This is a genomic window from Microbacterium wangyouchuni, assembly GCF_051546305.1.
Classification (GTDB): domain Bacteria; phylum Actinomycetota; class Actinomycetes; order Actinomycetales; family Microbacteriaceae; genus Microbacterium.
Window position 1 is genome coordinate 288,609 of sequence record NZ_JBPTMA010000004.1, and the last position, 25,721, is coordinate 314,329.

The 25,721-nt window shown below is 64.2% G+C and carries 27 protein-coding genes; 12 read left to right on the top strand and 15 right to left on the bottom strand.

Annotated elements, in window-relative coordinates:
* Window positions 1-32: 32 nt before the first annotated feature.
* A complete protein-coding gene (locus ACSS7Z_RS10550) occupies window positions 33-1,775 on the bottom strand; it encodes a DEAD/DEAH box helicase (protein WP_438254629.1) in 1,743 nt (580 codons plus the stop codon).
* Window positions 1,776-1,893: 118 nt separating this feature from the next.
* On the opposite strand from ACSS7Z_RS10550, the gene ACSS7Z_RS10555 reads away from it, so the two are divergent.
* The 4 genes from ACSS7Z_RS10555 (at window position 1,894) to ACSS7Z_RS10570 (ending at window position 5,000) form a co-directional block, all read left to right on the top strand.
* The gene (locus ACSS7Z_RS10555) at window positions 1,894-2,721 is read left to right on the top strand and encodes an SGNH/GDSL hydrolase family protein (protein ID WP_438254630.1); all 828 of its coding nucleotides are present in this window, start codon (window positions 1,894-1,896) and stop codon (window positions 2,719-2,721) included.
* Between the two features lie 112 nt (window positions 2,722-2,833).
* On the top strand, window positions 2,834-3,427 hold the full coding sequence (locus tag ACSS7Z_RS10560; protein WP_438254631.1) for a hypothetical protein: 594 nt from the start codon (window positions 2,834-2,836) through the stop codon (window positions 3,425-3,427).
* Window positions 3,424-3,984, top strand: a complete 561-nt coding sequence (locus tag ACSS7Z_RS10565) for an RNA polymerase sigma factor (RefSeq protein WP_438254633.1) — start codon at window positions 3,424-3,426, stop codon at window positions 3,982-3,984. The genes ACSS7Z_RS10560 and ACSS7Z_RS10565 overlap by 4 nt, the downstream gene beginning before the upstream one ends.
* The gene (locus ACSS7Z_RS10570) at window positions 3,981-5,000 is read left to right on the top strand and encodes an acyltransferase family protein (protein WP_438254634.1); all 1,020 of its coding nucleotides are present in this window, start codon (window positions 3,981-3,983) and stop codon (window positions 4,998-5,000) included. The genes ACSS7Z_RS10565 and ACSS7Z_RS10570 overlap by 4 nt, the downstream gene beginning before the upstream one ends.
* Here the strand turns inward: ACSS7Z_RS10570 and ACSS7Z_RS10575 are convergent.
* Window positions 4,954-5,778, bottom strand: coding sequence for a TrmH family RNA methyltransferase (locus tag ACSS7Z_RS10575; RefSeq protein WP_438254635.1), 825 nt, complete (start codon window positions 5,776-5,778; stop codon window positions 4,954-4,956). The two genes, ACSS7Z_RS10570 and ACSS7Z_RS10575, sit on opposite strands and share 47 nt — an antisense overlap.
* A 33-nt stretch (window positions 5,779-5,811) precedes the next feature.
* Between ACSS7Z_RS10575 and ACSS7Z_RS10580 the strand changes: the two genes are divergently transcribed.
* The gene (locus ACSS7Z_RS10580; protein WP_438254636.1) at window positions 5,812-6,651 is read left to right on the top strand and encodes a Sir2 family NAD-dependent protein deacetylase; all 840 of its coding nucleotides are present in this window, start codon (window positions 5,812-5,814) and stop codon (window positions 6,649-6,651) included.
* Window positions 6,648-7,232, top strand: a complete 585-nt coding sequence (locus ACSS7Z_RS10585; protein WP_438254638.1) for a histidine phosphatase family protein — start codon at window positions 6,648-6,650, stop codon at window positions 7,230-7,232. Before ACSS7Z_RS10580 ends, ACSS7Z_RS10585 begins: the two co-directional genes overlap by 4 nt.
* Before the next feature lie 4 nt (window positions 7,233-7,236).
* Here ACSS7Z_RS10585 and ACSS7Z_RS10590 read toward each other — a convergent pair whose 3' ends face one another.
* From ACSS7Z_RS10590 to ACSS7Z_RS10610, 5 genes are read right to left on the bottom strand one after another with little or no spacing between them, the layout of a single operon-like run.
* Window positions 7,237-8,049: an HpcH/HpaI aldolase/citrate lyase family protein gene (locus ACSS7Z_RS10590; RefSeq protein ID WP_438254639.1), complete on the bottom strand. Its 813-nt coding sequence runs from the start codon at window positions 8,047-8,049 to the stop codon at window positions 7,237-7,239.
* Window positions 8,046-8,519: a MaoC family dehydratase gene (locus ACSS7Z_RS10595; RefSeq protein WP_438254641.1), complete on the bottom strand. Its 474-nt coding sequence runs from the start codon at window positions 8,517-8,519 to the stop codon at window positions 8,046-8,048. Before ACSS7Z_RS10595 ends, ACSS7Z_RS10590 begins: the two co-directional genes overlap by 4 nt.
* A complete protein-coding gene (locus ACSS7Z_RS10600; RefSeq protein ID WP_438254642.1) occupies window positions 8,519-9,682 on the bottom strand; it encodes an acyl-CoA dehydrogenase family protein in 1,164 nt (387 codons plus the stop codon). The genes ACSS7Z_RS10595 and ACSS7Z_RS10600 overlap by 1 nt, the downstream gene beginning before the upstream one ends.
* Window positions 9,679-11,667, bottom strand: a complete 1,989-nt coding sequence (locus ACSS7Z_RS10605; protein ID WP_438254644.1) for an acetyl/propionyl/methylcrotonyl-CoA carboxylase subunit alpha — start codon at window positions 11,665-11,667, stop codon at window positions 9,679-9,681. Before ACSS7Z_RS10605 ends, ACSS7Z_RS10600 begins: the two co-directional genes overlap by 4 nt.
* 5 nt (window positions 11,668-11,672) lie before the next feature.
* Window positions 11,673-13,226, bottom strand: a complete 1,554-nt coding sequence (locus ACSS7Z_RS10610; protein ID WP_438254645.1) for a carboxyl transferase domain-containing protein — start codon at window positions 13,224-13,226, stop codon at window positions 11,673-11,675.
* Window positions 13,227-13,322: 96 nt separating this feature from the next.
* On the opposite strand from ACSS7Z_RS10610, the gene ACSS7Z_RS10615 reads away from it, so the two are divergent.
* A complete protein-coding gene (locus tag ACSS7Z_RS10615) occupies window positions 13,323-13,916 on the top strand; it encodes a TetR/AcrR family transcriptional regulator (RefSeq protein WP_438254646.1) in 594 nt (197 codons plus the stop codon).
* A gap of 21 nt (window positions 13,917-13,937) precedes the next feature.
* Here the strand turns inward: ACSS7Z_RS10615 and ACSS7Z_RS10620 are convergent, their stop codons facing one another.
* From ACSS7Z_RS10620 to pdhA, 3 genes are read right to left on the bottom strand one after another with little or no spacing between them, the layout of a single operon-like run.
* On the bottom strand, window positions 13,938-15,317 hold the full coding sequence (locus ACSS7Z_RS10620) for a dihydrolipoamide acetyltransferase family protein (RefSeq protein ID WP_438254647.1): 1,380 nt from the start codon (window positions 15,315-15,317) through the stop codon (window positions 13,938-13,940).
* The gene (locus tag ACSS7Z_RS10625; protein WP_438254648.1) at window positions 15,314-16,324 is read right to left on the bottom strand and encodes an alpha-ketoacid dehydrogenase subunit beta; all 1,011 of its coding nucleotides are present in this window, start codon (window positions 16,322-16,324) and stop codon (window positions 15,314-15,316) included. The genes ACSS7Z_RS10620 and ACSS7Z_RS10625 overlap by 4 nt, the downstream gene beginning before the upstream one ends.
* A 1-nt stretch (window position 16,325) precedes the next feature.
* Window positions 16,326-17,438 carry a pyruvate dehydrogenase (acetyl-transferring) E1 component subunit alpha gene (pdhA, locus tag ACSS7Z_RS10630; RefSeq protein ID WP_438254864.1) on the bottom strand — a complete coding sequence of 371 codons (1,113 nt, stop codon included), beginning with the start codon at window positions 17,436-17,438 and terminating at the stop codon, window positions 16,326-16,328.
* A gap of 168 nt (window positions 17,439-17,606) precedes the next feature.
* Between pdhA and ACSS7Z_RS10635 the strand changes: the two genes are divergently transcribed.
* Window positions 17,607-18,080, top strand: a complete 474-nt coding sequence (locus ACSS7Z_RS10635) for an Lrp/AsnC family transcriptional regulator (RefSeq protein ID WP_438254650.1) — start codon at window positions 17,607-17,609, stop codon at window positions 18,078-18,080.
* On the opposite strand, the gene ACSS7Z_RS10640 is transcribed toward ACSS7Z_RS10635, so the two are convergent.
* Window positions 18,052-18,999, bottom strand: a complete 948-nt coding sequence (locus ACSS7Z_RS10640) for an alpha/beta fold hydrolase (RefSeq protein ID WP_438254652.1) — start codon at window positions 18,997-18,999, stop codon at window positions 18,052-18,054. The genes ACSS7Z_RS10635 and ACSS7Z_RS10640 overlap by 29 nt on opposite strands.
* 60 nt (window positions 19,000-19,059) lie before the next feature.
* Here ACSS7Z_RS10640 and ACSS7Z_RS10645 point away from each other — a divergent pair, with 60 nt between their 5' ends.
* Complete coding sequence (locus ACSS7Z_RS10645; RefSeq protein ID WP_438254653.1) at window positions 19,060-19,779, top strand: 3'-5' exonuclease; 720 nt, start codon at window positions 19,060-19,062, stop codon at window positions 19,777-19,779.
* 62 nt (window positions 19,780-19,841) lie between these two features.
* On the opposite strand, the gene ACSS7Z_RS10650 is transcribed toward ACSS7Z_RS10645, so the two are convergent.
* The 3 genes from ACSS7Z_RS10650 to glgA form a co-directional block, all read right to left on the bottom strand.
* The gene (locus tag ACSS7Z_RS10650) at window positions 19,842-20,096 is read right to left on the bottom strand and encodes a type B 50S ribosomal protein L31 (RefSeq protein WP_438254655.1); all 255 of its coding nucleotides are present in this window, start codon (window positions 20,094-20,096) and stop codon (window positions 19,842-19,844) included.
* An 84-nt stretch (window positions 20,097-20,180) separates the two neighbouring features.
* The gene (locus tag ACSS7Z_RS10655; RefSeq protein ID WP_438254656.1) at window positions 20,181-20,966 is read right to left on the bottom strand and encodes an ABC transporter ATP-binding protein; all 786 of its coding nucleotides are present in this window, start codon (window positions 20,964-20,966) and stop codon (window positions 20,181-20,183) included.
* A 17-nt stretch (window positions 20,967-20,983) separates the two neighbouring features.
* Window positions 20,984-22,168 (bottom strand): glycogen synthase, encoded by a 1,185-nt coding sequence (gene glgA / locus ACSS7Z_RS10660; protein WP_438254657.1) that lies wholly within the window; start codon window positions 22,166-22,168, stop codon window positions 20,984-20,986.
* A 46-nt stretch (window positions 22,169-22,214) separates the two neighbouring features.
* On the opposite strand from glgA, the gene ACSS7Z_RS10665 reads away from it, so the two are divergent.
* Together ACSS7Z_RS10665 and serB are read left to right on the top strand one after the other, a co-directional pair.
* Window positions 22,215-23,459 (top strand): glucose-1-phosphate adenylyltransferase, encoded by a 1,245-nt coding sequence (locus ACSS7Z_RS10665; RefSeq protein ID WP_438254658.1) that lies wholly within the window; start codon window positions 22,215-22,217, stop codon window positions 23,457-23,459.
* A 22-nt stretch (window positions 23,460-23,481) separates the two neighbouring features.
* Entirely contained in the window at window positions 23,482-24,117 is a 636-nt protein-coding gene (gene serB, locus ACSS7Z_RS10670; protein ID WP_438254659.1) for a phosphoserine phosphatase SerB, read from the top strand.
* Between the two features lie 95 nt (window positions 24,118-24,212).
* On the opposite strand, the gene ACSS7Z_RS10675 is transcribed toward serB, so the two are convergent.
* Window positions 24,213-24,923 (bottom strand): beta-ketoacyl-ACP reductase, encoded by a 711-nt coding sequence (locus ACSS7Z_RS10675; RefSeq protein WP_438254660.1) that lies wholly within the window; start codon window positions 24,921-24,923, stop codon window positions 24,213-24,215.
* 128 nt (window positions 24,924-25,051) lie between these two features.
* On the opposite strand from ACSS7Z_RS10675, the gene ACSS7Z_RS10680 reads away from it, so the two are divergent.
* Window positions 25,052-25,717, top strand: a complete 666-nt coding sequence (locus ACSS7Z_RS10680) for a DUF4190 domain-containing protein (RefSeq protein ID WP_438254661.1) — start codon at window positions 25,052-25,054, stop codon at window positions 25,715-25,717.
* Window positions 25,718-25,721 lie beyond the last annotated feature (4 nt).

The window sequence follows — 25,721 nt, forward strand, 5'->3', positions numbered from 1 at the left end:
GAAACAGCGGGATTGCCAGCATTTCGGGGCTCCTAAGAGCGAACCCGCTTGCGCAGCAGCTCAATACGCGATTGCAGTTGTGTGACGGTCGCCTGGGCGACGGCAGGTCCCCCGCAGAGGCGACGCAGTTCGGCATGCACGGCGCCATGTGGCTCACCGGCTTGTCGAGCGTAAAGGCCCACCAGGCTGTTCAGCAGCTGCCGCTGCTCACGTAGCGTGCGATGCAACGGCGCCGGTAGCGTGGTGACGGTTTCTGGGCCTTCGACGGCCTCGCGCGCTTCGCGCAGCTTCGACTGCCGAGATTGGCGCTGCATCAGCAACTCATGAACGTGCTCAGGCTCCAGCAACCCCGGGATGCCGATGAACTCTTCTTCTTCGGGGGTGCCAGGCTCAGCCAGCTGACCGAAATCCTGTCCTTCAAAGACCACGCGGTCGAAGTGAGCGAGAGACGAGATCGCCTGGTAGCTGAATTCCTGTGTCAGCGCGTCGGATGCGTCTTCTTCACGATTCGCGCTCTCCAGCAACGAGTCATCAAGACCGTCTTCGTCTTTGCTCTGGCGATCAAGTGCGTGGTCGCGCTGCTTCTCAAGCTCGTTTGCGAGCCCCATGAGCACAGGAACATTCGGCAAGAACACGCTCGCTGCCTCGCCGCGGCGTCGTGCACGCACGAAACGTCCGATGGCTTGCGAGAAGAACAGGGGCGTTGACGATGACGTTGCGTAGACGCCCACCGCGAGGCGCGGAACGTCGACGCCCTCCGACACCATCCGCACTGCGACCATCCACCGGCTGGTGTTCGCGCTGAACTTCTCGATGCGCTCCGAAGCCGAGGCGTCATCGGAGAGCACGACCGTGGGCTGCTCGCCAGTGATGCTGTGCAAGATCTTCGCGTAGGCGCGCGCCACTGTCTGATCCGTCGCCAGCACCAAGCCACCGGCATCCGGCACATGAACGCGGACCTCGGTGAGCCGGCGGTCAGCGGCTGACAGCACCGCAGGCATCCACGCCCCCTCAGGATCCAGCGCCGTGCGCCAGGCCTGGGAGTTGACGTCCTTGGTGTTGTCTTGTCCGAGATGGGCTTCGAGCTCATCCCCCGCACTTGTGCGCCAGCGCATCTTGCCGGAGTACATGTGAAACAGCACGGGGCGCACCACACCGTCGGCAAGGGCACGGCCGTAACCGTAGGCGTAGTCCGTGCTTGAGATCCGGGCGCCGGACTCATCCGGGGCGTACGTGACGAACGGGATCGGAGCGGTGTCGCTGCGAAAGGGCGTCCCGGACAGCGATAGGCGTCGTTTGGCTGGACCATAGGCGTCACGGATCGCGTCGCCCCAGCTCAACGCGTCGCCACCATGATGGACCTCGTCGAGGATGACCAGGGTCTTGGCATCTTCGGTCAAGTGACGGTGAACAGAAGACTTGGCGGCCACCTGCGCGTATGTGACGACGACACCGTGATATTGCCTCGATGGTGCCCAGTGGCTGTTACGGAATCGAGGGTCCAGCCGGATATGTACCCGGGCCGCAGCATCCGCCCACTGTGTCTTGAGATGCTCCGTCGGAGCGACGACGATGACGCGGTTCACCTCGCCCATGCGAAGCAGTTCCACAGCCAGAGTCAGCGCGAAGGTCGTCTTACCAGCGCCCGGTGTTGCGGCGACCAGAAAGTCCCGTTGATCACGCGCGAAATAGGTCTCGAGAGCCTCGCGCTGCCAGGCACGAAGTTTGTCGGCCGTTCCCCATGGGGCGCGCTGGGGGAATGACGGAGAGAGCATCGATTCAAGGATAAGCGAGGGCGCGGACATCGGGATCCTCCCCCACCGTCGACGACGCTGAGGGTAGGCTCGGTGCCTGCACGGCTACGATCCATGGCACGGCATGAAGGAGAGCATGATGACCGCTCACGAAACTCCGCGTACACCGTATATACCAAACGAGTCCACGCATCCGTGGCGTCGGTTCGTCGCCGTTGGCGACTCGTTCACCGAGGGCATCGGAGACCCCCATCCCGCCGCACCAGACGGGCACCGAGGATGGGCTGATCGCGTCGCAGAGGTGCTCTCCCAACAGGTTGATGACTTCGCATATGCGAACCTCGCCGTCCGGGGCAAGCTGATCGCGCAGATCGCCGCAGAACAGATCGAACCGGCCGTAACGCTGCGCCCTGATCTCATCTCGATCTGTGCCGGGGGCAACGACGTCATCCGCCCCGGCACCGATCCCGACCAGATTGCCGTTCAGCTTGAGGATGCGGTCGCTCGACTCACGTCGACCGGCGCGGCGGTCGTGCTGTTCACCGGTATCGACACGGGTTTCACGCCCGTGCTGCGCGCGTTTCGAGGCAAAGTCGCCATCTACAACGAGAACGTGCGCGCGATCGCCGATCGATACGACTGCATCATTGCTGATCAGTGGTCGCTCAAGACCGTGCAAGATCCGCGCTTCTTCGGCGATGATCGGCTCCACTTCAACACCCTCGGGCACCACGAGGTCGCACGCATGGTGCTTCGTGCGTTGAACGTGCCGAACGATCTGCGGCCGATGCAGCCGGATCCGTTGCCCGCGCGAACCTGGCGCGAGGTTCGGGCGGAGGACCTCGGTTGGGCACGGGAGCACCTGGTGCCCTGGGTTCTTCGGCGGCTGCGTCACCAGTCTTCCGGCGACCTGATCACAGCGAAGCGGCCTGAGCCTTCACCGATCGCGCCCTACGAGCCTTCCTAGAGTGAGCGACTCGCTCAACGCAATGTGAATCTCCATGCAACATTTCTGCGCATGCTGGCCATTTCCTTGGTGACGACGGATTCTTCGCTGTCGTGGAACGCTGGGAGACAACATGCGAAAGCCCACGCTTGACGAGCTGCTCACGGGCAGCGGTCGAGATTACACCCCGCCCGCTTCGACGTCGGCGGCGCTGGACTCCGTCGTCGCCGAGGCACGGCGCTCCGCGAGCCGGGTGCGCAAGCCGGCGCGTGCACTCTGGCTCATTCCTGGGGCGATAGTCGCCGTCGGCGCGCTCACCGCGAGCGCGGTGGTCGTCGATAACCTGCTGCATGCCGATCTGCCGCTCGCGGTGGAGTACACGACGAACACCGGAATCCCCGTCTCGTGTACGGCCCAGATCGAAGGCGGCTCGCTTTTCGCAACGCAGCCGCACGCAGTGATCGAGTACTTCCAGACTCATGATTTCTCCGGGATCGGCCAGCGGATCTACGACTACGCGCTCGTCCTGACCGGTGACACGGAGGCAACACCAGGGGTGCTGCCGGCATCGTCGCAGTGGATTCCCACAGACGAGTTCTTGTCCGACGATGAAGCATTCTCGTTCTCGCTGACGTCGTTCTTGCTGACAGACGCACTCGTCGAACTCGATATCAGCGGGAGTGGCGACTCCTGGCTGAGTAGCGACTGCACAGGACAGCTCCGGTGACGATCGCCTTGCCGCCCAGGCCACTCGCGACCCAGTCGCCTGACATCGAACGGGCTTTCCGCGAATCAGCCCCTGCGTTGCTGGGGTATTTCATTCGCCGGGTGACACCGGAAGAAGATGCCGCCGACCTCCTCAGCGAGACCTTTCTCGCTGCATGGAAAAGCCCGAAGCGCAACGCAATCATGCCGGAAGCGATGAAGCCCTGGCTGTTCGGGATCGCCAGGAACGTGCTCTCCCAGTATCGCCGTGGCGTGCGACGACGTTCAGCTCTCGGCGACCGTCTGCGGTCGCATGTCCGCGCGGATCTGGCCGCGCAACTCGATGGTTCAACGGCCGCGCTAAATCCGGACGTGGCCGAGCATGTCCGGCATCTCATTTCGGACCTGCCCGCGATCGACCAGGAGATCATCACCCTCGTCTACTGGGAAGGCTTCACCCAAGAGGAGGTCGCGGCCATCCTGGGCCGGCGGGCGGTCACTGTGCGCAGCCGCCTCTCCCGCGCCCGCGCACGGCTGGCTCACCAGCTCGCCGACAGCACTGCATCGACTGAACTTTGAGCGCTCGCCCCTCCAATCTGTTCGATGCTCTCCGCCTGGCCGCAGCCTCCATGGTCATTGTCGGCCATGCCTGGCCGCTTTCGGGGCTCTCGGGTGTGCCGACCTTCGCGGGAATCCGTATTCATCATCTCGGCGTCTACATCTTCTTCGCGATCAGCGGCTACCTGTTGGCCACCAGTTGGGAACGCGACCCGCGGGCGATACAGTTCTTGATCCGGCGTTGCCTGCGGATCTTCCCAGCACTGATCGTCGTCGTCGTGCTGACCGTGTTTCTGATCGGCCCGGTCGCCAGCACGCTCCCAGCTGCTGATTACTGGGCGTCGAGTGATACCTGGCGATACCTCCTGACCATGCTGCTCTTTGCGCAGTACGAGTTGCCAGGAGTGTTCACGACCAACCCTGAACCTGTCGTCAACGGGTCGCTGTGGAGCCTGGGCGTCGAATTCTGCTGTTACCTCGTGCTGCTCGTCACCGCGCTGCTGGGACATCGCGCTGGCCGCGCGATCCGCGGAGCGCTCATCCTGACGATCGGATCAGCAGTCCTCACGGGTTGGCTCTTTGGGCCGATGCGCACGACGGCAATGGCACTGGTCTTCTTTTTGCTCGGTTCGCTGGCTTCTAGAGGTGGCAAGCTTGCGCACTGGCCGATCTGGCCAGCACTGATCGGGCTCGTTGCGATCGGACCCACGCAGGGCTCCGCCGCTACCCTGCTCGCGTGGCCCGTAGTCACCTACGCCGTCGTGGCAATCGGATCCAGACCGAGCCGGAGTGCAGGTGTCGTGCGCAGACCAGGCGATCCGTCCTACGGTATGTATCTCTGGGGTTTTCCCGTCCAGCAGCTGCTGATCGTGTTGTTCGGTCCTGTACCGTTGCTCGTCAACATCGCTCTGTCGTTGTCTGTTTCGATGGCCCTCGGGTATGCATCGTGGCTCTTGATCGAGAAACGCGCAATCGCCCTGGGTTCACGCGTCACCTCGTCGCGTAAAAGGTCACTGCCGATGCCGCCGCGACGTTGAGAGAGTCAACGCCACCCATCATCGGAATCGTCACTCTCCGGGCAAGCACGCGATCGGTAGCGGGGATGATGCCGTCACCTTCGGTACCGAACACCAGCGCGAGCTTCTCGTGATCTTCGACTACCAGCTCATCGAGGGTAATGGCGCCCTCCCCCAGGGTCATTCCTGCGACGACGTAACCCGCGTCCTTCAACAGCTCAATGTCCGCCGGCCAACTCTCAATCCTCGTCCACGGCACCTGGAAGACCGTGCCCATACTCACGCGCACGCTCCGCCGGTACAGCGGATCAGCACAGCTGGGCGTAACCAGCACCGCGTCGATGCCCAATGCCGCAGCATTGCGGAACGCGCCGCCGACATTCGCATGATCGGTGAGGTTCTCCAGGATCGCGATCCGTGATCGGCCCGCGTCCGCTGATTCGTTCGCCGCACTGAGAAGGTCAGCGAGGCGTGGCATCTGCGGACGATGCATCGCAGCCAGAGCTCCCCGGTGCACGGCGTAGCCGGTAACTGCTTCAGCTACGTCATCCGTCACGACGATGATCCGCGTATCGCTCTCCTGCCCGAGCAGTTCAGCGATCCCCTCCACCCAGCGCTGTTGGACCAGCACCGAGCGTGGCTTATGACCGGCGTTGATCGCCCGCTCGATCACCTTCGCTGACTCGGCGATGTAAAGTCCGCCGGCAGGCTCCTGCACCCGTCGCAACGCGGTATCAGTCAGGTTGCGGTAGTCGGCCAGGCGCGGGTCGGCCGGATCTGACACGTACTCGAGATGCATACCCTCGACAGTAGACTCGATGCGGGAGGTTCCGTGAGTGCGACGACAGCTGCAGAGGTCTCTGACAGCATCGCAGCCGCAGCTGATCTGCTTCGCGGACGCCGGATTGCGTTACTCACCGGAGCAGGAATCTCTACGGATTCGGGCATCCCGGCGTATCGGGGTGAGGGCGCGCGTACCCGAACCGACCCGATGACCGGCCAGCGCTACCTGGCCGACGAAGAGGCCCGACGTCGCTACTGGATCGGCGGTCATCTCGGCTGGCGAGCCTTCGCCTCAGCCCAGCCGAACACTGGCCACACCACGCTGGCTGAAATGGAGCGCGATGGCCTCGTCACCGGCGTCATCACCCAGAACGTTGATGGACTGCATCTGCGTGCTGGCAGTGCACGCGTGATCGAGGTGCACGGCACGATGCGGCGAGTCGGCTGTCTGCAATGCGGTCAGGTATTCGACCGGCGAGATATCGCGACCCAGCTGGAACAGCTGAACCCCTGGATCACCGTCCCGGAGAACATCCAGCTCAACCCCGACGGCGACGTTGCTCCGGAGAGCACTGAGAACTTCATCGTGCCCAGCTGCACGGTATGCGGCGGGATGCTGAAACCTGACGTGGTCTTCTTCGGCGAGTTCGTCCCCCGTGACAGGTTTCGCGCGGCGGAATCGCTGCTGCACGCAAGCGATGCCTTGATCGTCGCCGGATCCTCCCTCGTAGTGAACTCGGGCGTGCGCATCGTCGAACGCGCCCGCCGACGCGGCATCCCCCTGATCATCATCAACCATGAGCCCACCCGTGCCGATCCTTGGGCGCATGTGACGCTCGCTGCCGGCACCAGTGATGTCCTTCCCGCCCTTCAGGAGCTTCTGACGTGACACTTTTGACCCTCGTACGACATGGCCAGACCGACTGGAACCTCGCCCGCCGCATTCAGGGCACCACAGATATCCCTCTGAATGAGACGGGACGAGCGGATGCCCGCGCCGCTGCCGCAAGGCTCGCCTCCGACACCCACCACGCCGTCTATGCCAGTCCCCTGGTCCGGGCGCATGAAACCGCCCAGATCATCGCCGCAGAGCTGGGTCTGGCCGAGCCTGTATTGGCCCCGGACATGCGCGAGCGCTCATTTGGTGAAGGAGAGGGAATTCTCGTCGCCGACTATCTCACCCGGTACGGCGATTGGCATGCCGCCCCCGCAGGTTCGGAAACGCTGGCTGCGGTATGCGAGCGCGCGCTGGATGCTCTGGACACCATCGCCCGCGACGCCCGGCGACGCTCAGCGCCTGTCGCCGAATCCGTGATCGTCGTGACCCACGGCGGCGTGATTCGTGCACTCCTGAACCATGTGTCCAGCGGCAGTCTCCCCCGCGAAGGCGAACTGCTGCGCAACGGTTCCGTGCACCGATTCGAATCGTCCCCTGGCGTTCTGCGGTTGCTGCTGCCCAGTACTGTCTGAGCGTCTACTGCGCCCGTGCCACCGTCGCGCGAGCATGACGCAGGAGGGGCTCGTCGATCATCTGGCCCTCGAAACGGAACACCCCGCGCTCGCCCACCGCAACCGCCAGCATCGCGCGTGCCCGGGTCAGCGCCTGCGGATCGGGCGCATAGGCTTCACGGATGACGCCGACTTGGCTCGGGTGGATGCATGCCGTGGCCGCAAAGCCCGAGGCCACTGCATCCCGCGCCTCTTCAGCGAGACCCGCCATGTCGTCGATGTCGATGTGCACCGCGTCGATTGCGGCCTTCCCATGTGCTGCTGCTTCCACAAGGATGCGCGAGCGCGCATAGCGTGCAACGTCGCGGTATGTGCCGTCGGGATACCGGCTCGATGTGCCGCTGAGGGAGGCGACCAGGTCCTCAGCTCCCCACATCATCGCCACGATGCGCGGGTGATCAACGATCTCTGCCGCCGCGCTGACGCCCCGCGCCGTCTCGCACAGGGCGATAAGTTCGAATCTGTCGTCGAAGGCATCCAACGCGGCCGCACCTTCGGTTTTCGCAACCATAACGGTGCGATAGCTCGACTGATCGAGCATCGCGAGGTCGTCCGCGAACTCCGGGCTGTCTGGCGCATTGACGCGTACGATGACCCGGGCCGGGTCGAGCGCTGAGGCCAGCACGTTCCGGCGGGCCTCGGTTTTCGCATCCGGTGCTACGGCATCTTCCAGATCGAGGATTACGGCATCCGCGCGATCAGCAGCCTTCGCAAAGCGCTCCGGTCTATCCGCCGGACAGAACAGCAGGGCCGGCCCCATCTCGAGCGCCACGGTCACTGCTCCTTCGGCTGACAATGCATGAGAGCGACGCGTATCGCGGTTGCGACGATGACACCGTCCTGGTTGCGACCGGTGTGCGCGATCGTGCAGATGCCTTGTTCCGGACGCGACCCTGATAGCCGCTTATCGGTGATCTCACTCTCGGTGTACAGGGTGTCACCGGCGAAGAGGGGATGCGGGAAGGCGATGTCACCGAGTCCGAGCTGGGCCACCAGCGTGCCCTGGGTCAGTTGGGCGACGGATGCCCCGACCATGGTCGACAGCGTCCACATCGAGTTCATCAGCCGCTGGCCGAACTCTTGGGTCTCAGCGAAGGCCGCATCCAGGTGCAGTGCCTGGGTATTCATCGTCAACGTGGTGAACAGCATGTTATCGGCCTCTGTGGCTGTACGCCCTGGTCGATGCAGGTAACGCGCACCCACTTCGAACTCTTCGAAGTACAGTCCGCGCTGGACGATGTCGGTCATCAGGTCAATCCCAATCCACGAGCGATCACCAGCAGTTGCACCTCGGTCGTGCCTTCGCCGATCTCGAGGATCTTCGAATCACGATAGTGGCGTGCGACCGAGAACTCGTTCATGAAGCCGTTGCCGCCGAAGATCTGCGTCGCATCCCGAGCATTGTCCATCGCTGCGTCTCCGGCGACGAGCTTCGCGATCGCCGCGGCCTCGGCAAACGACTTTCCGGCGTCCCGCAGGCGTGCGGCGTGATGCCAGGCCAGGCGGGCCGTGTGCACCCGGGTACGCATCCTCGCCAGCGTGAACTGAGCGTTCTGACGCGTGCTGAGCGCGCTGCCGAAGACGGTGCGGCTCTTGGCGTAGTCGACGGCGGCTTCCAAGCATCCCTCCGCAGCGCCCGTTGAGAGCGCCGCGATGGCGATGCGCCCCTCGTCGAGGATGTTGAGGAAGTTCGCAAACCCGCGTCCCTCTTCACCCAGCAGATTCTCCGCGGGGACGCGCGCGCCGTCAAAGCTCAGCGGGTGTGTGTCTGAGGCATGCCAACCGACCTTGTCGTACGGTGCTTCCACGGTGAAGCCCGGGGTGCCGTTGGGAACGATGATCGTCGAGATTTGCTTACGCGCCTGCGCGCCCGGAGTCTGAGTGGTGCCGGTGACCGCGGTGACTGTCACGAATCGAGTGATGGGCGTGCCGGAGTTCGTGATGAACTGCTTCGATCCGTCGATGACCCATTCGTCGCCATCGCGGCGAGCGGTTGTGCGGGTGGCGCCGGCATCGCTGCCGGCCTCAGGCTCTGTCAGTCCGAACCCGGCCAGGGCGCGGCCAGCGAGCAGATCCGGCAGATACTCGGCGCGCTGCGCATCCGTTCCGAACCGGAACACCGGCATAGCGCCCAGGCTTACTCCGGCCTCCAGTGTGATCGCGATGGACTGGTCCACCCGGCCGAGGGCTTCGATCGCAAGGCCGAGAGCCATGTAGTCGCCGCCCTGCCCACCGACTTCCTCAGGAAACGGCAACCCGAACAGCCCAAGCTCGCCCATCTGCGAAACAACGTCCATCGACAGCGTGTGCGTGCGATCGGCCTCGTACGCCTGCGGTGCGACAACGGTGTCGGCGAACTCACGCACCATGGCGCTCAGTTCGAGTTCTTCTTCAGTGAGGTCGTAGGTCATGGTCGTTCTCCTCCGTCGGGGTGTTCTGAGGCGGATGTGACGGTCGCAACGGATTGGTCACGCCGTACTTGGTCGCCGACGGCAACCAGTAGATGCACGTCTCCGTCGTGTGGTGCGAGCACCGGATGCTCCATCTTCATCGCTTCGATAGACACGAGCGGTTGTCCCGCTGTGACGTGAGCTCCGTCGGTGACGTGTACGGCGACGACGCTACCTGGCATCGGCGCTCGCGCTTCCGGGCTCGTCTCGGCGGCTGCGGGCTGCTGAGCAGCCAGACGATGGCGCATGCGAGCACGTCGGTCCAGCGGGCGGAGCCGCATGGTGTGACCAGCCACCGACACCCAGACCGCTCCTTCTTCGTCGATCGCACTGGCGGCGGCGTCGGCATCCGATGTCCATCCGCCGGGTACGTCGACGAGCTCGCCGCTGTCGGCGAGGAAAGCAATTTCGCGAGCGGTTTCATCGGTCAGGGCTGCCCAGACCGATCCGCTGCGATGAGAATTGCCTTGCTGCATGAGAAACACGTTCTGGGGCTGTTTCTCATGCAGCACGGTGTTTCTCGCCGCCTGCAGCATGCCGGGCGACGCCATGAGGGGCGACAGCGGAAGCAGCGTCTCGATCAGCCCGGTGTCCAAGTCCCCGCGCAGGACGCGCTCGTTGGTCACCAACTGCCGCAGGAACGCGATGTTCGTCTCCACCCCGAGCACAACAGTGCGGGCGAGAGCCGCGTCCAGTCGGGCAAGCGCCGACTCCCGGTCAGGGCCGGAGGCGATGACCTTCGCGATCATCGGATCGTAGAAGCCGGTGACTTCGCTGCCCGTCTCGATCGCGGCATCCACGCGCACGCCCGGCGGCGCATCGAAACGCAACACGTGCCCGGTCGACGGCAGAAAGCCCCGTTCCGGAGACTCCGCGTAGATGCGGGCTTCGACGGCATGGCCAGTCAGGGCCGGCGGCTCGGGCAGCTTCTCCCCCGCAGCAACCGACAGTTGCAACGCAACAAGATCCAGTCCGGTGACCGCTTCGGTGACGGGATGCTCCACCTGCAGTCGCGTGTTCATCTCGATGAAGAAGAACTCATCCGGGGCATCCGCATCGACCAGGAATTCTACGGTGCCGGCACCGACATACTCGACGCTCTCGGCCGCTCGAATCGCCGCGGCGAACAGTTGCGTTCGAACGGCCTCCGCGAGCCCCGCGGATGGAGCTTCCTCAACGACCTTCTGGTGCCGTCGTTGCAGCGTGCACTCGCGCTCGCCGAGGGCGATCACCGTGCCGTGGGCGTCGCCGAAGACCTGTACCTCGATGTGGCGCGGGCGCGCGATGAGTCGCTCCAACAGCAGCGAATCATCGCCGAACGCTGCTGATGCCACGCGACGAGCCGATGCCAGCGCACCGGCGAGCTCATCAGCCTGCGAGACGACCTCCATCCCCTTACCGCCGCCGCCAGCACTGGGTTTGACGAGCAGCGGGTAGCCGACCTCTGCGGCACGCTGGGCAATCTGTTCGTCCGAAAGTCCGGTGGCATCGAAGCCGGGGACGACCGGCACACCATGGGCTTCGACCTGTTCCCGGGCAGCGGACTTGTCGCCCATGATCTCAATCGCTCGGGGCGAGGGGCCGATGAAGGTGATTCCCGCTTCCGCACAGGCTTCTGCGAGGGCGATACTCTCAGACAGAAAACCGTAGCCGGGATGAATCGCCTGCGCGCCACTCTGCTGCGCGGCAGCGATGATGGCGTCAACGCTCAGGTATGACTCCGCTGCCGGTGCCGGGCCGATCAGCACGGCGCTGTCGGCTTCACGGACGTGCGGCGATGTGGCATCGGCCTCGCTGTAGACGGCGACGCTGTGCACTCCACGTTCGCGCAGTGTGCGAATGATGCGTCGAGCGATCTCCCCGCGGTTGGCAACGAGGACGGTGTCGAAGTCCGCGCGCGCGGGACGACGAGTGGTGATCGCGGTGGCTGGCTCACTAGTGGTCATGGCACTCACATCCGGAAAAGGCCGAAGCGCGGTTCAGGTAGCGGGCTGCGGGCGATGACATCCAGTGCGAGCCCGAGCGTGTCGCGGGTCTGGTCGGGGTCGATGATTCCGTCATCCCATAGCCTCGCAGTGGCATAGTAGGGCTCCCCCTGAGTCTCGTACTGGGCACGGATAGGGGCTTCGAACGCGGTGCGCTGCTCGTCGCTCCAGTTCTCGCCGCGCCCGGTGAGCTGGTCTTCATTCACGGTCGCCAGTACCGAGGCTGCTTGCGCGCCACCCATCACGGAGATCCGGCTGGCAGGCCACGTCCACAGAAAACGCGGTGAGTACGCGCGGCCGCACATCGAGTAGTTGCCGGCGCCGAAGGATCCACCGATGATGACGGTCAGCTTCGGCACCCGAGTCGTGGCAACAGCGGTGACCATCTTCGCGCCGTCCTTGGCGATGCCGCCGGCTTCAGCTTCGGAGCCGACCATGAAGCCGGTGATGTTCTGCAGGAACAGCAGGGGAATGCCGCGTTGGTCGCACAGCTCGATGAAGTGAGCTCCCTTGAGGGCGGACTCGCTGAACAACACGCCGTTGTTCGCAACGATGCCGATCGGATGTCCGTGGAGCCTGGCGAATCCGGTGACCAGTGTCGTGCCGTACTCAGCCTTGAACTCGTGGAACGAATCGCCGTCGATAAGTCTGGCGAGAACCTCTCGCACGTCGTAGCTTGCGTTCACGTCTACGGGAACCACGTCGTACAGGCTGGATGGCTCCGCGGGCTCGTGAGAGGGATCCACATCCCACGCCGGCTGTGCGGGCTGCGGCAGGGTGGCAACGATGTTGCGCACGATCTCCAGGGCATGCTCATCGTCTTCGGCGAGATGGTCGACGACGCCCGAGCGGCGGGCATGCAGCTCTCCCCCGCCGAGTTCTTCAGCGCTGACGACCTCGCCGATTGCCGCCTTCACCAGCGGTGGCCCGCCGAGGAAGATCGTGCCCTGGTTGCGCACGATCACTGTTTCATCGCTCATAGCGGGGACGTAGGCGCCACCGGCGGTGCAGCTGCCGAGCACGGCCGCGATCTGCGGGATGCGTTCGGCGCTCATACGGGCCTGGTTGAAGAAGATGCGACCGAAGTGCTCGCGGTCGGGAAACACTTCGTCCTGTTTGGGGAGGAATGCTCCCCCAGAATCGACGAGATACAGGCACGGCAGCCGATTCTCCAGCGCGATCTCCTGCGCGCGCAGGTGTTTCTTCACCGTCATCGGCAGGTAACTGCCCCCCTTGACGGTGGCATCATTGCATACGACCATCACATGCCGCCCGTGCACCAGACCGATGCCCGCAATGACACCCGCCCCCGGAGCTTCGCCGTCGTACATGCCGTCCGCAGCGAGCGGCGAGACCTCGAGGAAGGGGCTGCCCTCATCCAGCAGCCGGGTGATGCGCTCTCGCGGCAGCAGCTTGCCCCGTTCAACGTGCCGCTGGCGGGAACGTTCGGGACCTCCGAGCGCGGCGGCCGCCAGACGGTCGCGCAGCTCGCGCGCAAGCAATTGCTGGGTAGGGGGCATCGTGATGTCCTCCTTGACTCACGTGGTGGCACTCATCATGCGTTTTCGGTTAGTGTTCACTAACCAGTTCATTTAGGTTAGCGAGCATTAACTGAGATGACAACCCCTGTCACTGCGCGAGATCGCGCCAAGGCCGAGCGTGCCGATGCCCTCCTGCAGGAAGCGTCGCGCCTTTTTGCCGAGCGCGGATACTCCGGGGTGAGTCTTGAGGACATCGGGTCCGCCGTCGGCGTCTCCGGTCCCGCTGTGTATCGTCACTTCGCCGGCAAGCAGGCCCTGCTGGGAGCCGTGCTGATCAAGGTCAGCGAGGAACTCGTCAGTGGCGGCCGGAACGTGTTTGACGGCGCAGCGGACGAGAGCGAGCGGATGCGGGCACTCGTCACCTTCCACGTTGATTTCGCACTGTCCAACGCCGACGTCATCCGGGTGCAAGACCGCGACCTGGCCCATCTCGCAGATGCTGACCAGGCGGAGGTCCGCCGCCTGCAGCGCACCTATATCGACCTGTGGATCGACGCATTGCATCCCTTGCAGTCGGGCGCAACCGATGAGCTGCGCCTCCGCGTCCAGGCGTGCTTCGGCCTCATCAACTCCACGCCCCACAGCACGCGCAGCGCTTCCCGTTCGAAGAAGACAACCGCGCGCACGCTGATCACGATGGCCGAGGCCGCACTGCTCGCTGGCCTCTGATTTCAGACCGGCTCCGCGCGATCACCGCAGGAGCATCGCCCGGCCCGGTTGTTCGAGAATATCCGCGACGTCCTTGACGAAGCGCGCGCCCTCTGCGCCATCCACGACGCGATGATCGAACGAGAGACTCAGCGTCATCATCTGCCGCAGCGCGATCTCACCGCGGTATTCCCAGGGTTGACGACGAACCGCTCCCACCGCGAGAATTCCCGACTGACCGGGGGGCAGGATCGGGGTTCCCGCATCGATACCGAAGACTCCGATGTTGGTGATCGAGAATGTGCCCCCCATCAGCTCGGCCGGCGAGGTCTTCCCGGACCGCGCAGTCTCGGTCAGAGCACTCAGTGCGTCGGCGAGCTCTGGCAGAGTCATCTGATCCGCATCACGGATGTTCGGCACGATGAGACCACGCTCGGTTGCCGCTGCAATGCCCAGATCGACGTAGTGCGGCTGTACGATCTCCGCGGCTCCCTCATCCCAGCGCGAGTTCAGCCCGGGTGTACGGGTCAGGGCCAGGCAGACGGCCTTCGCCACGACGACAAGCGGTCCGATCCGATGCTCGGCCAGAGCGCGATCCTGACGCAGGCTCGCGATGAGATCCATCGTTTCGGTGACATCAACCGTGTGGAAGGTGGTCACGTGCGGAGCGGTGAACGCACTCTGCACCATCGCGGCGGCGGTGTGCTTGCGCACCCCGCGAATGGGAATGCGTGTTTCACGCTCCCCCGGCGTCGACGGAGGCGCTGTAGGCGGCGCAGGATGCTTCGATGCTGCTGTCTCAGCGGGACCGGTCTGCGGAGCCGCACCGATGCGCTCGGCATAGGCATCGATGTCATCGCGTGTAATGAGCCGGTCACCGACTTCCGCGGCAACCAGGACGATGTCTACGCCCAGCCGCTTGGCGTAGGCGCGCACCGGCGGCGTGGAACGCGGCCGTTCACCGGTCTGGCGGGGCGCTGGCATCTCGGGCAGAACATCGTGCGGGGCCGCCTCCAACACAGCGGTATCGATAGTCCTGGTCCCCACAGCCGAGCGCCGAGCGCGCCGGACCGGGCGTGCCGTGCTCGACGGAGCTGCGCCATAACCCACCAGATTCGGCGGTGTCTTCTCCGCTTCCTCTGCCTGGGCCTGGGCTGGCGGCGCTTCATCATCCGAGGCTTCGCCGGCGACGTCGAAGGCGATGAGTGGTGCACCAACGGCCACGGTGTCTCCGGCCTCGGCGTGCAGACTGTGCACGGTGCCCTCATAGGGTGACGGCAGCTCGACAACGGCCTTGGCGGTTTCCACCTCGGCCAGGGTCTGATTCAGCGTGACTGTGTCACCGGGCGCAACGAGCCACTGCACGACATCGGCTTCAGTGAGCCCCTCACCGAGATCAGGAAGACGAAATTCTTCGATCATGATTCGGCCCCCGTCAAGCTGTTCGGCCGCTCAAGGACGCGGTCGACGGCATCAAGAATCCGGTCCAGATCCGGCAGATGGAACTTCTCCAGCTTTGCGGGCGGATACGGCACATCGTGTCCGGTTACGCGCAGAGGGGCGGACTCGAGATACTCGAAGCAGCGCTCCGTGATGCTTGCGATCACCTCAGCCGCAACTCCGGCTTCCCGTGATGCCTCGTGCGCGACCACGACGCGTCCGGTACGTCGCACGGATGCGGCGACCGTGTCGTAGTCGATGGGTGACAACGAACGCAGATCGATGACCTCGAGAGACAAGCCTTCGTCGGCGGCAGCGTCCGCGGCATCCAGCGCTGTTGACAGCATCGCGCCGTACGTGATGACCGTGGCATCCGATCCTTCGCGCACGACACGGGCGAGCCCCATCGGCGAAGCATCCGCCAGCGAAGAATCCAGGTCAACCTCGCCCTTATGGTGATAGAGGCGCTTGGGTTCAAAGAAGATCACCGGGTCGTCTGATGCGATCGCCTGCTGTAGGCAGCGATAGGCGTCCTCCGGGTTGGAGACAGCGATCACCCGTAACCCGGCGGTGTGTACGAAGTAGGACTCCGGAGACTCCGAGTGGTGTTCCGCCGCACCGATTCCACCGGCCCAAGGAATGCGGATGGTGATCGGCATCTTCACCCGGCCCTGCGTGCGGTAGTGCAACTTCGCAACCTGCGAGACGATCTGATCAAACGCCGGATAGACGAATCCGTCGAACTGGATCTCGACCACGGGTCGGTACCCACGGTAGGCCAGCCCGACGGCGGCGCCCACGATCCCGGACTCGGCGAGTGGAGTATCGATCACGCGCGTCGCGCCGAACTCGTCCAGCAACCCGTCGGTGATGCGGAACACGCCCCCGAGCTTTCCGATGTCTTCACCCATCAACACGACTTTGTCGTCGTCCTTCATGGCCTGACGGAGTCCAGCGTTGAGGGCCTTGCCCAGAGTCATCACGGTCATCTCACGCCTCCTCGAAGCTCGAGAGGTACGCTGCGTACTCATCGCGCTGGCGATCGATACCGCAATGCGGCTCGGCGTACACACCATCAAAGACGGCGAGCGGCTCGCGGGTCACCATGCTGATGCATTCGGCACGCATCTGGCGAGCGATGACATCTGCGTCGGCATGTGCTGCGGCGATCTGCTCGTCATCGATCTCTCCGGCGGCGCGCAGGTGCGCTTCCAACCGTGCGATCGGGTCACGCGTGCGCCAGGCCTCAAGCTCGGCAGCATCCCGGTAACGCGTCGGGTCGTCGGAGGTAGTGTGCGGACCCATCCGGTAGGTCACCGCCTCGATGAACGCCGGTCCCTTACCTGCCCGCGCATGCGCCAGAGCCCAGCGCATCGCAGCCATACAGGCCAGTACGTCGTTTCCGTCGACACGCATGCTGGGGATGCCGAATCCGGGGGCGCGGCCGGCAATCGGATACTGCGACTGCACAGCAACGGGCTCGGAGATCGCCCAGTGATTGTTCTGGCAGACGAACACCACCGGGGCCTGATAGGAAGCAGCGAACACCATGGCCTCGTTGACATCACCCTGGCTGGTGGCGCCGTCTCCGAAATAGGTCACGGCAACTTCCGGGGCCTTGTCGTATTTGATGCCCATCGCGTAGCCGACGGCGTGCAGTGTCTGGGCGCCGATGATGATCTGCAGCGGCGCAACGCGCATCTCCTGCGGATCAAAGGGCGCACCCTCTTCACCGCGCCACACGCGGACGAAGTCCGCCGGCTGCGCGCCCCGCGCGTAGATCACGCCGGTCTCGCGGTAGCTCGGGAACACGAAGTCGATTGGGTCCAGAGCGCGTGCTGTGCCGATCTGCGCTGCCTCCTGGCCGTTGCACGGTGCCCACAGGCCCAGCTGTCCCTGGCGTTGCAGCGCAACACCCTCGGAGTCGATGCGACGAAGAATCACCATGTCGCGATGAAGGTCGCGCAGCTGCGCGGCGTCAACGTCAGCGACCAATGCGTCCAGCGCGGGGTTACTCAGGCGCGTCCCGTCGGGCGCGATGAGCCGCTCGGAGAGCTCAAGATCCTGTGTGGTGTCTGCAATCGGGGTGGTCTGCGGTGACATCATCGTCCTCCTGTCAGGTGACTCCCTCGTGAGGAGTTGCACGCCTGCTCCGACATCGTCATCGGATGCTTCGAGCGTACGTCTACTGATCAGCACGCTCAAGCATTGAGCCAACCGCTGAGCATGTTGCCCATTAACGCGGCACAGATCCTGCTAACGTTTGGCACTATGTCGACGCTTGACCGAGTTGATCTCGAACTGCTCACTGTGCTCGCTGAGGATCCACGCACGACGATTGTTGCGCTCGCAGACATGCTCGGTTTGTCGCGCAATACGATTCAGGCCCGAATGGCTCGGCTTGAGCAGACCGGAGTGTTCCTGTCCTACGAACGCTCGTTCTCACCGGAGGTGCTCGGTTTCCCGCTGCAGGCGTTCGTGAGTATCGGGCTGCGTCAGACCGATCTGCCGCGGATCACCGCGGAACTTGCACGAATTCCCGAGATTCTGCAGGTGCACGGTTTGAGCGGATCCATCGATCTGCTTGCGCGAGTGGCGTGCCGTGATGCACGGCATCTCTTTGACACGGATGCGCGAATTCTGTCCATCGAAGGCGTGGAGCGTACCGAGACTTCGCTGGCGATGGGCGAAGTGATTCCGTTCCGTGTTGCGGGGCTCATCGGCCTTGCGCGACGGGAACCCTGAGGAAGCGACGAATGTGCCCGGCCGCTTCCGCGGGGGTTTCATAGTGGATCAGGTGTCCGACATCTGCGATTTCCACCAGCTCCGCGCTCGGGAACAGAGTGGCCAGATGCCGTTCAGCTTCGATCGGGGTGATGTCATCCTGTTGCGCCGCCACCAGCAGCGTCGGCACCGCGATGCGCGGGGCGAAGGCTCGCACATCGTGCGAGACACTGGCGACAAAGGCATCCCGAAGCACGTCACGATCAGCGAAGTCCGAGAAGTAGGTGTCGTGCTGGTCATGGATGAAACGCCGCAGCACGGGGTCCTTGGTCTTCGCCATCGTGATGCTGGCGACGCGGACGATCAGACGACTGCGCAGCAGAGCTGTGCCGAGCTTGGCCGGCAGCTTCGCGCCCAGTTCGTAGTAGAGAACGGCCAGCCGGGTCATCAGTCCCTTCGGCCCCTCCAGTGCGGGCGCGCCGATGGGGTTGATGAGAATGAGACGGGGAGTCTGCAGGCCGGTGGCGACAGCGGCTGAACTGACGATCGAACCGAAAGAATGCCCGAGGATCACCGCTCCCGGCGCCACCGCCGCGGTGAAGTCCTGCAACCACCCCGCGTACTCGTCGAGATCGTGGGTGCGTCCGGGTAACGGTGGCGTCTCGCCGAAGCCGGGAAGGTCAGGCGCGATCACGCGCACGTCAGGCAGGTAGGCCAGAACCGGCTCGAGGCCATGGTGCTCGCCGCGGAAACCGTGCACGGCGATGACGGTCAACGGCTCTGTCTTCGGGTCCGCCGCGTCCTGTGCACTTTGGTCGGTATCCGAGTCGGCTGACGGACCGTAAACCCAATACGCTGTTGTTCCGCCGCGCACTTCGACCTCGTGACGCTCAATCGGAATACGGCTCAAACGATCGGCGTACGGCGAGAAGACGGGCATGATTCCAGTCTACGGGCGAGCCTCAGCGACAATGTCCGAGGCTCTCCATACCGTTAGGGCATGGCAACAGATCTCGAACTCCCCGACTGGCTCGGTCGTATCGGCGTCTTCGATCTTGAGACGACGGGTGTTGATGTCAGCGCCGATCGCATCGTCACCGCGCACGTCGGAGTGCTCGATGCGAAGGGGCGCGAGATCGCAGCCCGATCGTGGATGGCTGATCCCGGTATCCCTATTCCGGACGGTGCAGCGGCCGTGCACGGCGTGACCACCGCACAGGCCCAGCGCGACGGGCATCCGGCTGCCGAGGTCGTCAGCGAGATCACCGCAGCGCTGCGCGCCCTGTTTGCACAGGGAATGCCGGTGGTCGCGTACAACGCCTCGTACGACTTCTCGCTGCTGACGAACGAGTGCCTGCGTCATGGCATCGCACCGCTTGAGACTCCGGGCCCGATCATCGACCCGCTGGTGATTGATAAGGCCGTTGACCGGTACCGCAAGGGCAAACGAACGCTCGAAGTGGTCGCTCAACACTATGGTGTCCCGCTCGATGGCGCACACGAGGCCTCAGCAGATGCCATCGCCGCGGGCCGCGTCGCGCAGGCGATCGCCCGATCCTTCGAGCTCGCTCCTTCAGCCCAAGACCTACACACTCAGCAGATCAGCTGGGCCCGCACTCAGGCCGAAAGCCTCACGGAATACTTCATCCGCATCGGCCGGCTCGACGCCAGCGATGCGCTCGACGGCACCTGGCCGGTACGGGCGTACACCAGCGTCTGAACCCCCGCCCATGAACGAGGAAAGCCCCGCCGGAGCGGGGCCTTCGTGCTGCGGGAAGCTGCTTACTTGCTGCCGCCGAAGCCCTTGAAGCGCTGGTTGAACTTCTCGACGCGACCGGCCGAGTCCATGATGCGCTGCTTGCCCGTGTAGAACGGGTGCGAAGCCGAGGAGATCTCGACGTCGATGACGGGGTACTCCACGCCGTCCAGCTCAACGGTCTTGTCGCTGGTGACGGTGGAACGGGTGAGGAACGTCTCGCCCGAGCCGAGGTCGCGGAACACGATGTCCTTGTAGGCGGGGTGAATGTCAGTCTTCATGCGGATTCCTTGGCTTGCGGGTGCGTACAAATTGAAAGTCAGAGGGTGCAGGTGCACCAGGGGTCGAGTTTAGCAGATGCGCGGTCACGAAGTCGCGCGCGCCGCGTACCGACCTTCTTCCGACGAGAGTGCGATCGGCAAGCCGAACGTGTCGGTGAGGGCCGCGGCAGTCAGCGTCTCGGCGATCGGACCGGCAGCAACGATCGCGCCGTCACGGATGAGGAGCACGTGGGTGAATCCGATCGGAATCTCTTCGACATGGTGAGTCACCATGACCATCGCCGGCGTCGTGGGCGACGATGCGTACCCGCTCAACAGGCTCAGCAGTTCTTCACGCGCGCCGAGATCGAGGGATGCCGTCGGCTCATCCAACAGGAGCAGTTCCGGGTCGGTCATCACCGCACGAGCGATCTGCACACGCTTCTGCTCGCCGTCGCTGAGTGTGCCGAACGTGCGGTCTGAGAGGTGACCGAGTTTCCATTCCTCCAGAACGCGCAGCGCACGACGCTCATCGATGTTCTCGTACTTCTCGTTCCAGCGGCCCATCACTGAGAAGGCCGCGGTGAGTACGACGTTGAGCACTGTCTCGTCGCGTGGGATGCGCTTGGCCATCGCAGAGGAGGCGAAGCCGATGCGCGGACGGATCTCGAACACGTCGGCGCGACCGAGTGTCTCGCCCAGGATGTCGACCCTGCCCTCCGTCGGGTGCATCAGCGTGTCGGCCAACTGCAGCAGGGTCGTCTTGCCCGCGCCGTTCGGCCCGAGCACCACCCATCGCTGGTCGTCTGCAACCTGCCAGGTCACATGATCGACGATGTTGCGCCCGTCACGGCGCACGACGACATCGGTGAATTCCAGAGCGCTCGGCATGATTCCAGCCTATCGGCTCAGGGCATCAGGTCTGCGTACAGCGCGCGGGTGGCGTCAGCAATTGCGGACCAGCTGAACTCTTCGGCCGCTCGCTGTCGACCGGCTGCCCCGAACGATGCCGCACGGTCCGGGTCCAGGCAGACTTCGGTCAGCACGCGCGCGAGATCTGCGACGTAGCGGTCCGGGTCAACGGGTGTTCCGGTGCCGTCCTGCACCTGCTCGATCGGGACAAGCCGCCCCGTTACGCCGTCATCGACGACTTCGGGAATGCCTCCCGTCGCGGTACCGACCACCGCCGCACCACACGCCATCGCCTCCAAGTTCACGATGCCCAGAGGCTCGTAAATCGATGGGCAAACGAAAGTCGTCGCGGCGGTGAGGATTGCGGACAGTTCCTCGCGAGGCAGCATCCGTTCGATCCAGATCACGCCCTGTCTGCTCTGTTGCAACTGGCGGACCCCGTCCTGCACCTCGGCCATGATCTCGGGCGTATCCGGCGCGCCCGCGCAGAGCACGAGTTGCACCTCGGGTGGCAGCTGGGCTGCGGCCCGAAGCAGATACGGAAGCCCCTTCTGGCGGGTGATCCGCCCGACGAAGACCACAGACGGGCGCGTGATGTCCAGCCCGATGGTCTGCAGGAACGCCGGGTTGCGCACCGGCTGCCAGCGCTGCACATCGATCCCGTTATGGATGACGTGCACCCGATCCGGGTCGATCTGCGGGTAACTGCGCAGAATGTCCGAGCGCATACCGGCGGAGACGGCGATGACGGCCGCCGCATTCTCATAGGCGAGCTTCTCGATGCCGCTGGAGACGGCATAGCCGCCACCGAGCTGCTCCGCCTTCCACGGGCGCAGCGGCTCGAGGCTGTGCGCTGTCAGAACATGCGGGATGCTGTGCAGTTGTGAGGCGATGTGACCGGCGAAGTTCGCGTACCAGGTGTGGCTGTGCACCAGGTCTGCTCCCCCGATATCGCCGACCATCGCAAGGTCGGTGCCGAGGGTTTGTATTGCCGCGTTGAGACCGGAGAGTTCAGCAGGGGTCCGATATGAGCGTGTGCCTGCTTCATCGCGATCAGCGCCGAAGGCCCGTACCTGAACATCAATGGATTCCCGCAGCGCTGCGACGAGTTCTGCCACGTGAACGCCCGCTCCGCCGTAGATCTCCGGCGGATATTCCTTCGTGATCATGTCAACGCGCATGTCTGAACGCTAGTACAGCGACACCTTCGGGATCTATGGTGGATCCATGGCGGTCCCTCAGAAGGTTTTCGGCATCATCCTCGCCGGTGGCGAGGGCAAGCGGCTCATGCCCCTGACAGCGGATCGAGCCAAACCGGCGGTGCCGTTCGGCGGCCAATACCGGTTGATCGATTTCGCAATCTCGAATCTCATCAATTCCGGTTTGCGACAGGTCGTCGTGCTCACCCAGTACAAGTCCCACAGCCTCGACCGGCACATCTCGCAGACGTGGCGGATGTCGTCGCTCCTCGATTCGTACGTGACGTCTGTGCCCGCTCAGCAGCGGCTCGGGAAGCGCTGGTTCTCCGGATCTGCCGACGCTATTCTGCAGAGCCTGAACCTCATCAATGACGAAAAGCCGGACATCGTTGTGGTCATCGGTGCCGATCACGTCTATCGCATGGATTTTCGTCAGATGCTCGATGCCCACATCGCGTCCGGCGCGAAAGCCACGGTTGCGGGCATCCGTCAACCGCTCTCTCTCGCAGATCAGTTCGGTGTGATCGACGCCGAGGACGACGGCAGCGGCCGCATCCGGGCATTCTTGGAGAAGCCGACGGATGCTGCCGGCCTCCCGGACGCGCCGCATGAGGTGCTCGCGTCCATGGGCAACTACATCTTCGACACCGATGCGCTCATCGAGGCTGTGCAGGCCGATGGCGAACTCACAACCTCCGGCCACGACATGGGTGGCGACATCATCCCGTATTTCGTAGATCGCGGCGAGGCCGGTTACTACGACATGAAGGACAACGATGTTCCGGGTTCGTCGTTGCGTGATCGCGCTTATTGGCGAGATGTCGGAACGATCGATTCGTTCTTCGATGCACATATGGATCTCATCTCCACACTGCCCGTGTTCAACCTGTACAACACGGCCTGGCCGATTCGCACGCAGAGCGTGAACGCACCGCCCGCAAAGTTCGTGCGTGATGCGGTCGGACGCATCGGCAATGCGATCGACTCGATCGTGTCGCTGGGCTCTGTGCTGTCTGGCACGCATCTCGAACGCAGTGTCGTGGGTCCGGGGACGCTCGCGGCCGGCGGGTCGACGATAACCGACTCCGTGCTGTTCGACCAGGTGATCGTGGGCCAGGGTGCACGGGTACATCGAGCGGTGCTCGACAAGAACGTCGTCCTCTTCGACGGTGCAACCGTCGGCGTCGACCGGGAGCGTGATCTGGAGCGAGGCTTCACCGTAACCGACTCCGGAATCACCGTGGTCGGAAAGGGTGTGCAGATCGAACGCTGATCTGCGCGCTACGCTCGATCGCGTGACTGCTGCGCGTTTTCTCGTCGTTCTTGATGCCGATTCCACTCTCATCCGCAACGAGGTGATCGAGCTGCTCGCTGACGAAGCCGGCAGACGCGCCGAAGTGCAGGCGGCTACTGAGGCCGCCATGCGCGGCGAGATCGATTTTGCGGCGAGTCTGCGTTCGCGCGTCGCAGCGTTGCAGGGGGTGCCGACATCCGCGTTCGAGCGCGTGCGTGCGCGCGTCGAGCCGACACCAGGCGTGCGCGAACTGACGGATGCTGTGCACCAGCGCGGCGGCATCGTCGCGGTCGTCTCGGGGGGATTCCACGAGATCCTCGACCACATCGCCCCGGCACTGGGCGTGGATCGCTGGCGGGCGAATCGGCTCGCCGTCGCCGATGACCAGCTCACCGGTCAGGTCGAGGGTGAAATCGTGGATGCTGCCGCGAAAGCGCATTCGCTCATGTCTTGGGCGTCCGAGCTCGGCGTCGCGCCGCACGCGACGATTGCGATCGGCGACGGCGCCAACGACCTGCAGATGATGGCGGCGGCGGGTCTCGGACTCGCGTTCAACGCGAAACCTGCAGTGCGGGAAGCGGCAAGCATCGTCATCGGACCGCAGGATCTCAGCGAGGTCATCGCTCTACTGCCCTGAATCAACCGGGTCTTGTCCGATGTCAGAGGTGCCGCGCTCGGTCCCGGCATGCATGCCCACCGGCCCCGGAGCGGCTGGTGACTCTGATTAACGAGTCAGTGTCCCATTCCCAGTCCACCGTCGACGGGAATGACAGCGCCTGAGATGTAGCCCGAGTCGTCACCGGCGAGCCACGTCACGACCCCGGCAACCTCGTCCGGCGTGGCGAAGCGTGCGGCAGGAATGTTCGCCTTGTACTTCTTCTGCGTCTCTTCCGGCAGCTCCGCCGTCATATCTGTCTCGATGAATCCGGGAGCGACCACGTTGGCCGTGATGCCGCGGGCACCGAGTTCGCGGGTGAGCGAACGGGCAAAACCGACCAGCGCGCTCTTCGACGCCGAGTAGTTGACCTGGCCGGCGGATCCATACAGCCCGACGACGCTGGAAATCAGGATGACTCGACCGAAACGTGCCTTCAACATGCCCTTGGACGCACGCTTGACCACCCGGAAGGTGCCGCCGAGGTTGGTCGCGACGACACTGTCGAAGTCGTCTTCGCTCATCCGCATCAGCAGCGTGTCTTTGGTGATGCCGGCGTTGGCGACGACGATCTCGACCGGACCGAGCTTCGCTTCAACCTCGGTGTAGGCGGCATCGACCGAGGCGGCATCCGTCACGTCTGCGCGCACAGTGAGCGTGCCCTCAGGACCTTCCCCGCTCCGGGCAGTGACAGCAACACGATAACCATCGCGGACGAACCGCTCGGCGATCGCACGGCCAATGCCGCGGTTGCCGCCGGTGACGAGGACGACGCGTTCTGAACTCATGTTTTCCCACTCCCAAGGCGCACGGTTTGGCCCGAGCTATCCTATCGGGACGGCAGTCCGTGCTGCGTTGGAGCAAATTGACAGAGGTATGGTCTCCTGCCAGCCTGTCAACAACGAAAGGCAGCCTCATGAGCGACAACAACAACCCCCTCGGACCGGACTCGGCTGTTCCGCCCGTTCCGCAGGCGACCCCGTACGCTCCGCCGCCTCCCTACCCGGGTGCTGCTGTGCAACCCAGCACGACTCCCCCGCAGTACGTGCAGCCACAGCAGTATGCACAACCCCAGCATTACGAGCAGCCGCAGCAGTACGTCCAGCCGCAGCAGTACGTCCAGCCGCAGCAGTACGTCCAGCCGCAGCAGTACGTCCAGCCGCAGCAGTACGTCCAGCCGCAGCAGTACGTCCAGCCGCAGCAGCCGCAGTACCCGTACGCAGTCCAGCAGCAGCCGTACGCACCGCAGCAGCCTTACGCTGCCCACCAGCCCTACGCCGCGGGCCAGCCATACGCTGTTGCCCCATCGCCGAGCGGTCTATCCGTAACCTCGTTGATCACCGGGATAGCGGGTCTCCTGCTGAGCTTCGCCCTGGTGCCCCTGGCAGCATCCATCGTCGCCGTGATTACCGGACATATGGCGCTCAAGCGCAGCCGGGAGAACTCGGCGATCGGTGGCCGTGGGCTGGCTATCACCGGACTCGTCCTCGGATACTTCGGAGTCGCCATTCTCGCCATCGGACTGATCATCCTCGTCGTCTCCTTGCTCTTCTTCGGCAGCATCGGACTGATGGTGGCCTAGCGCC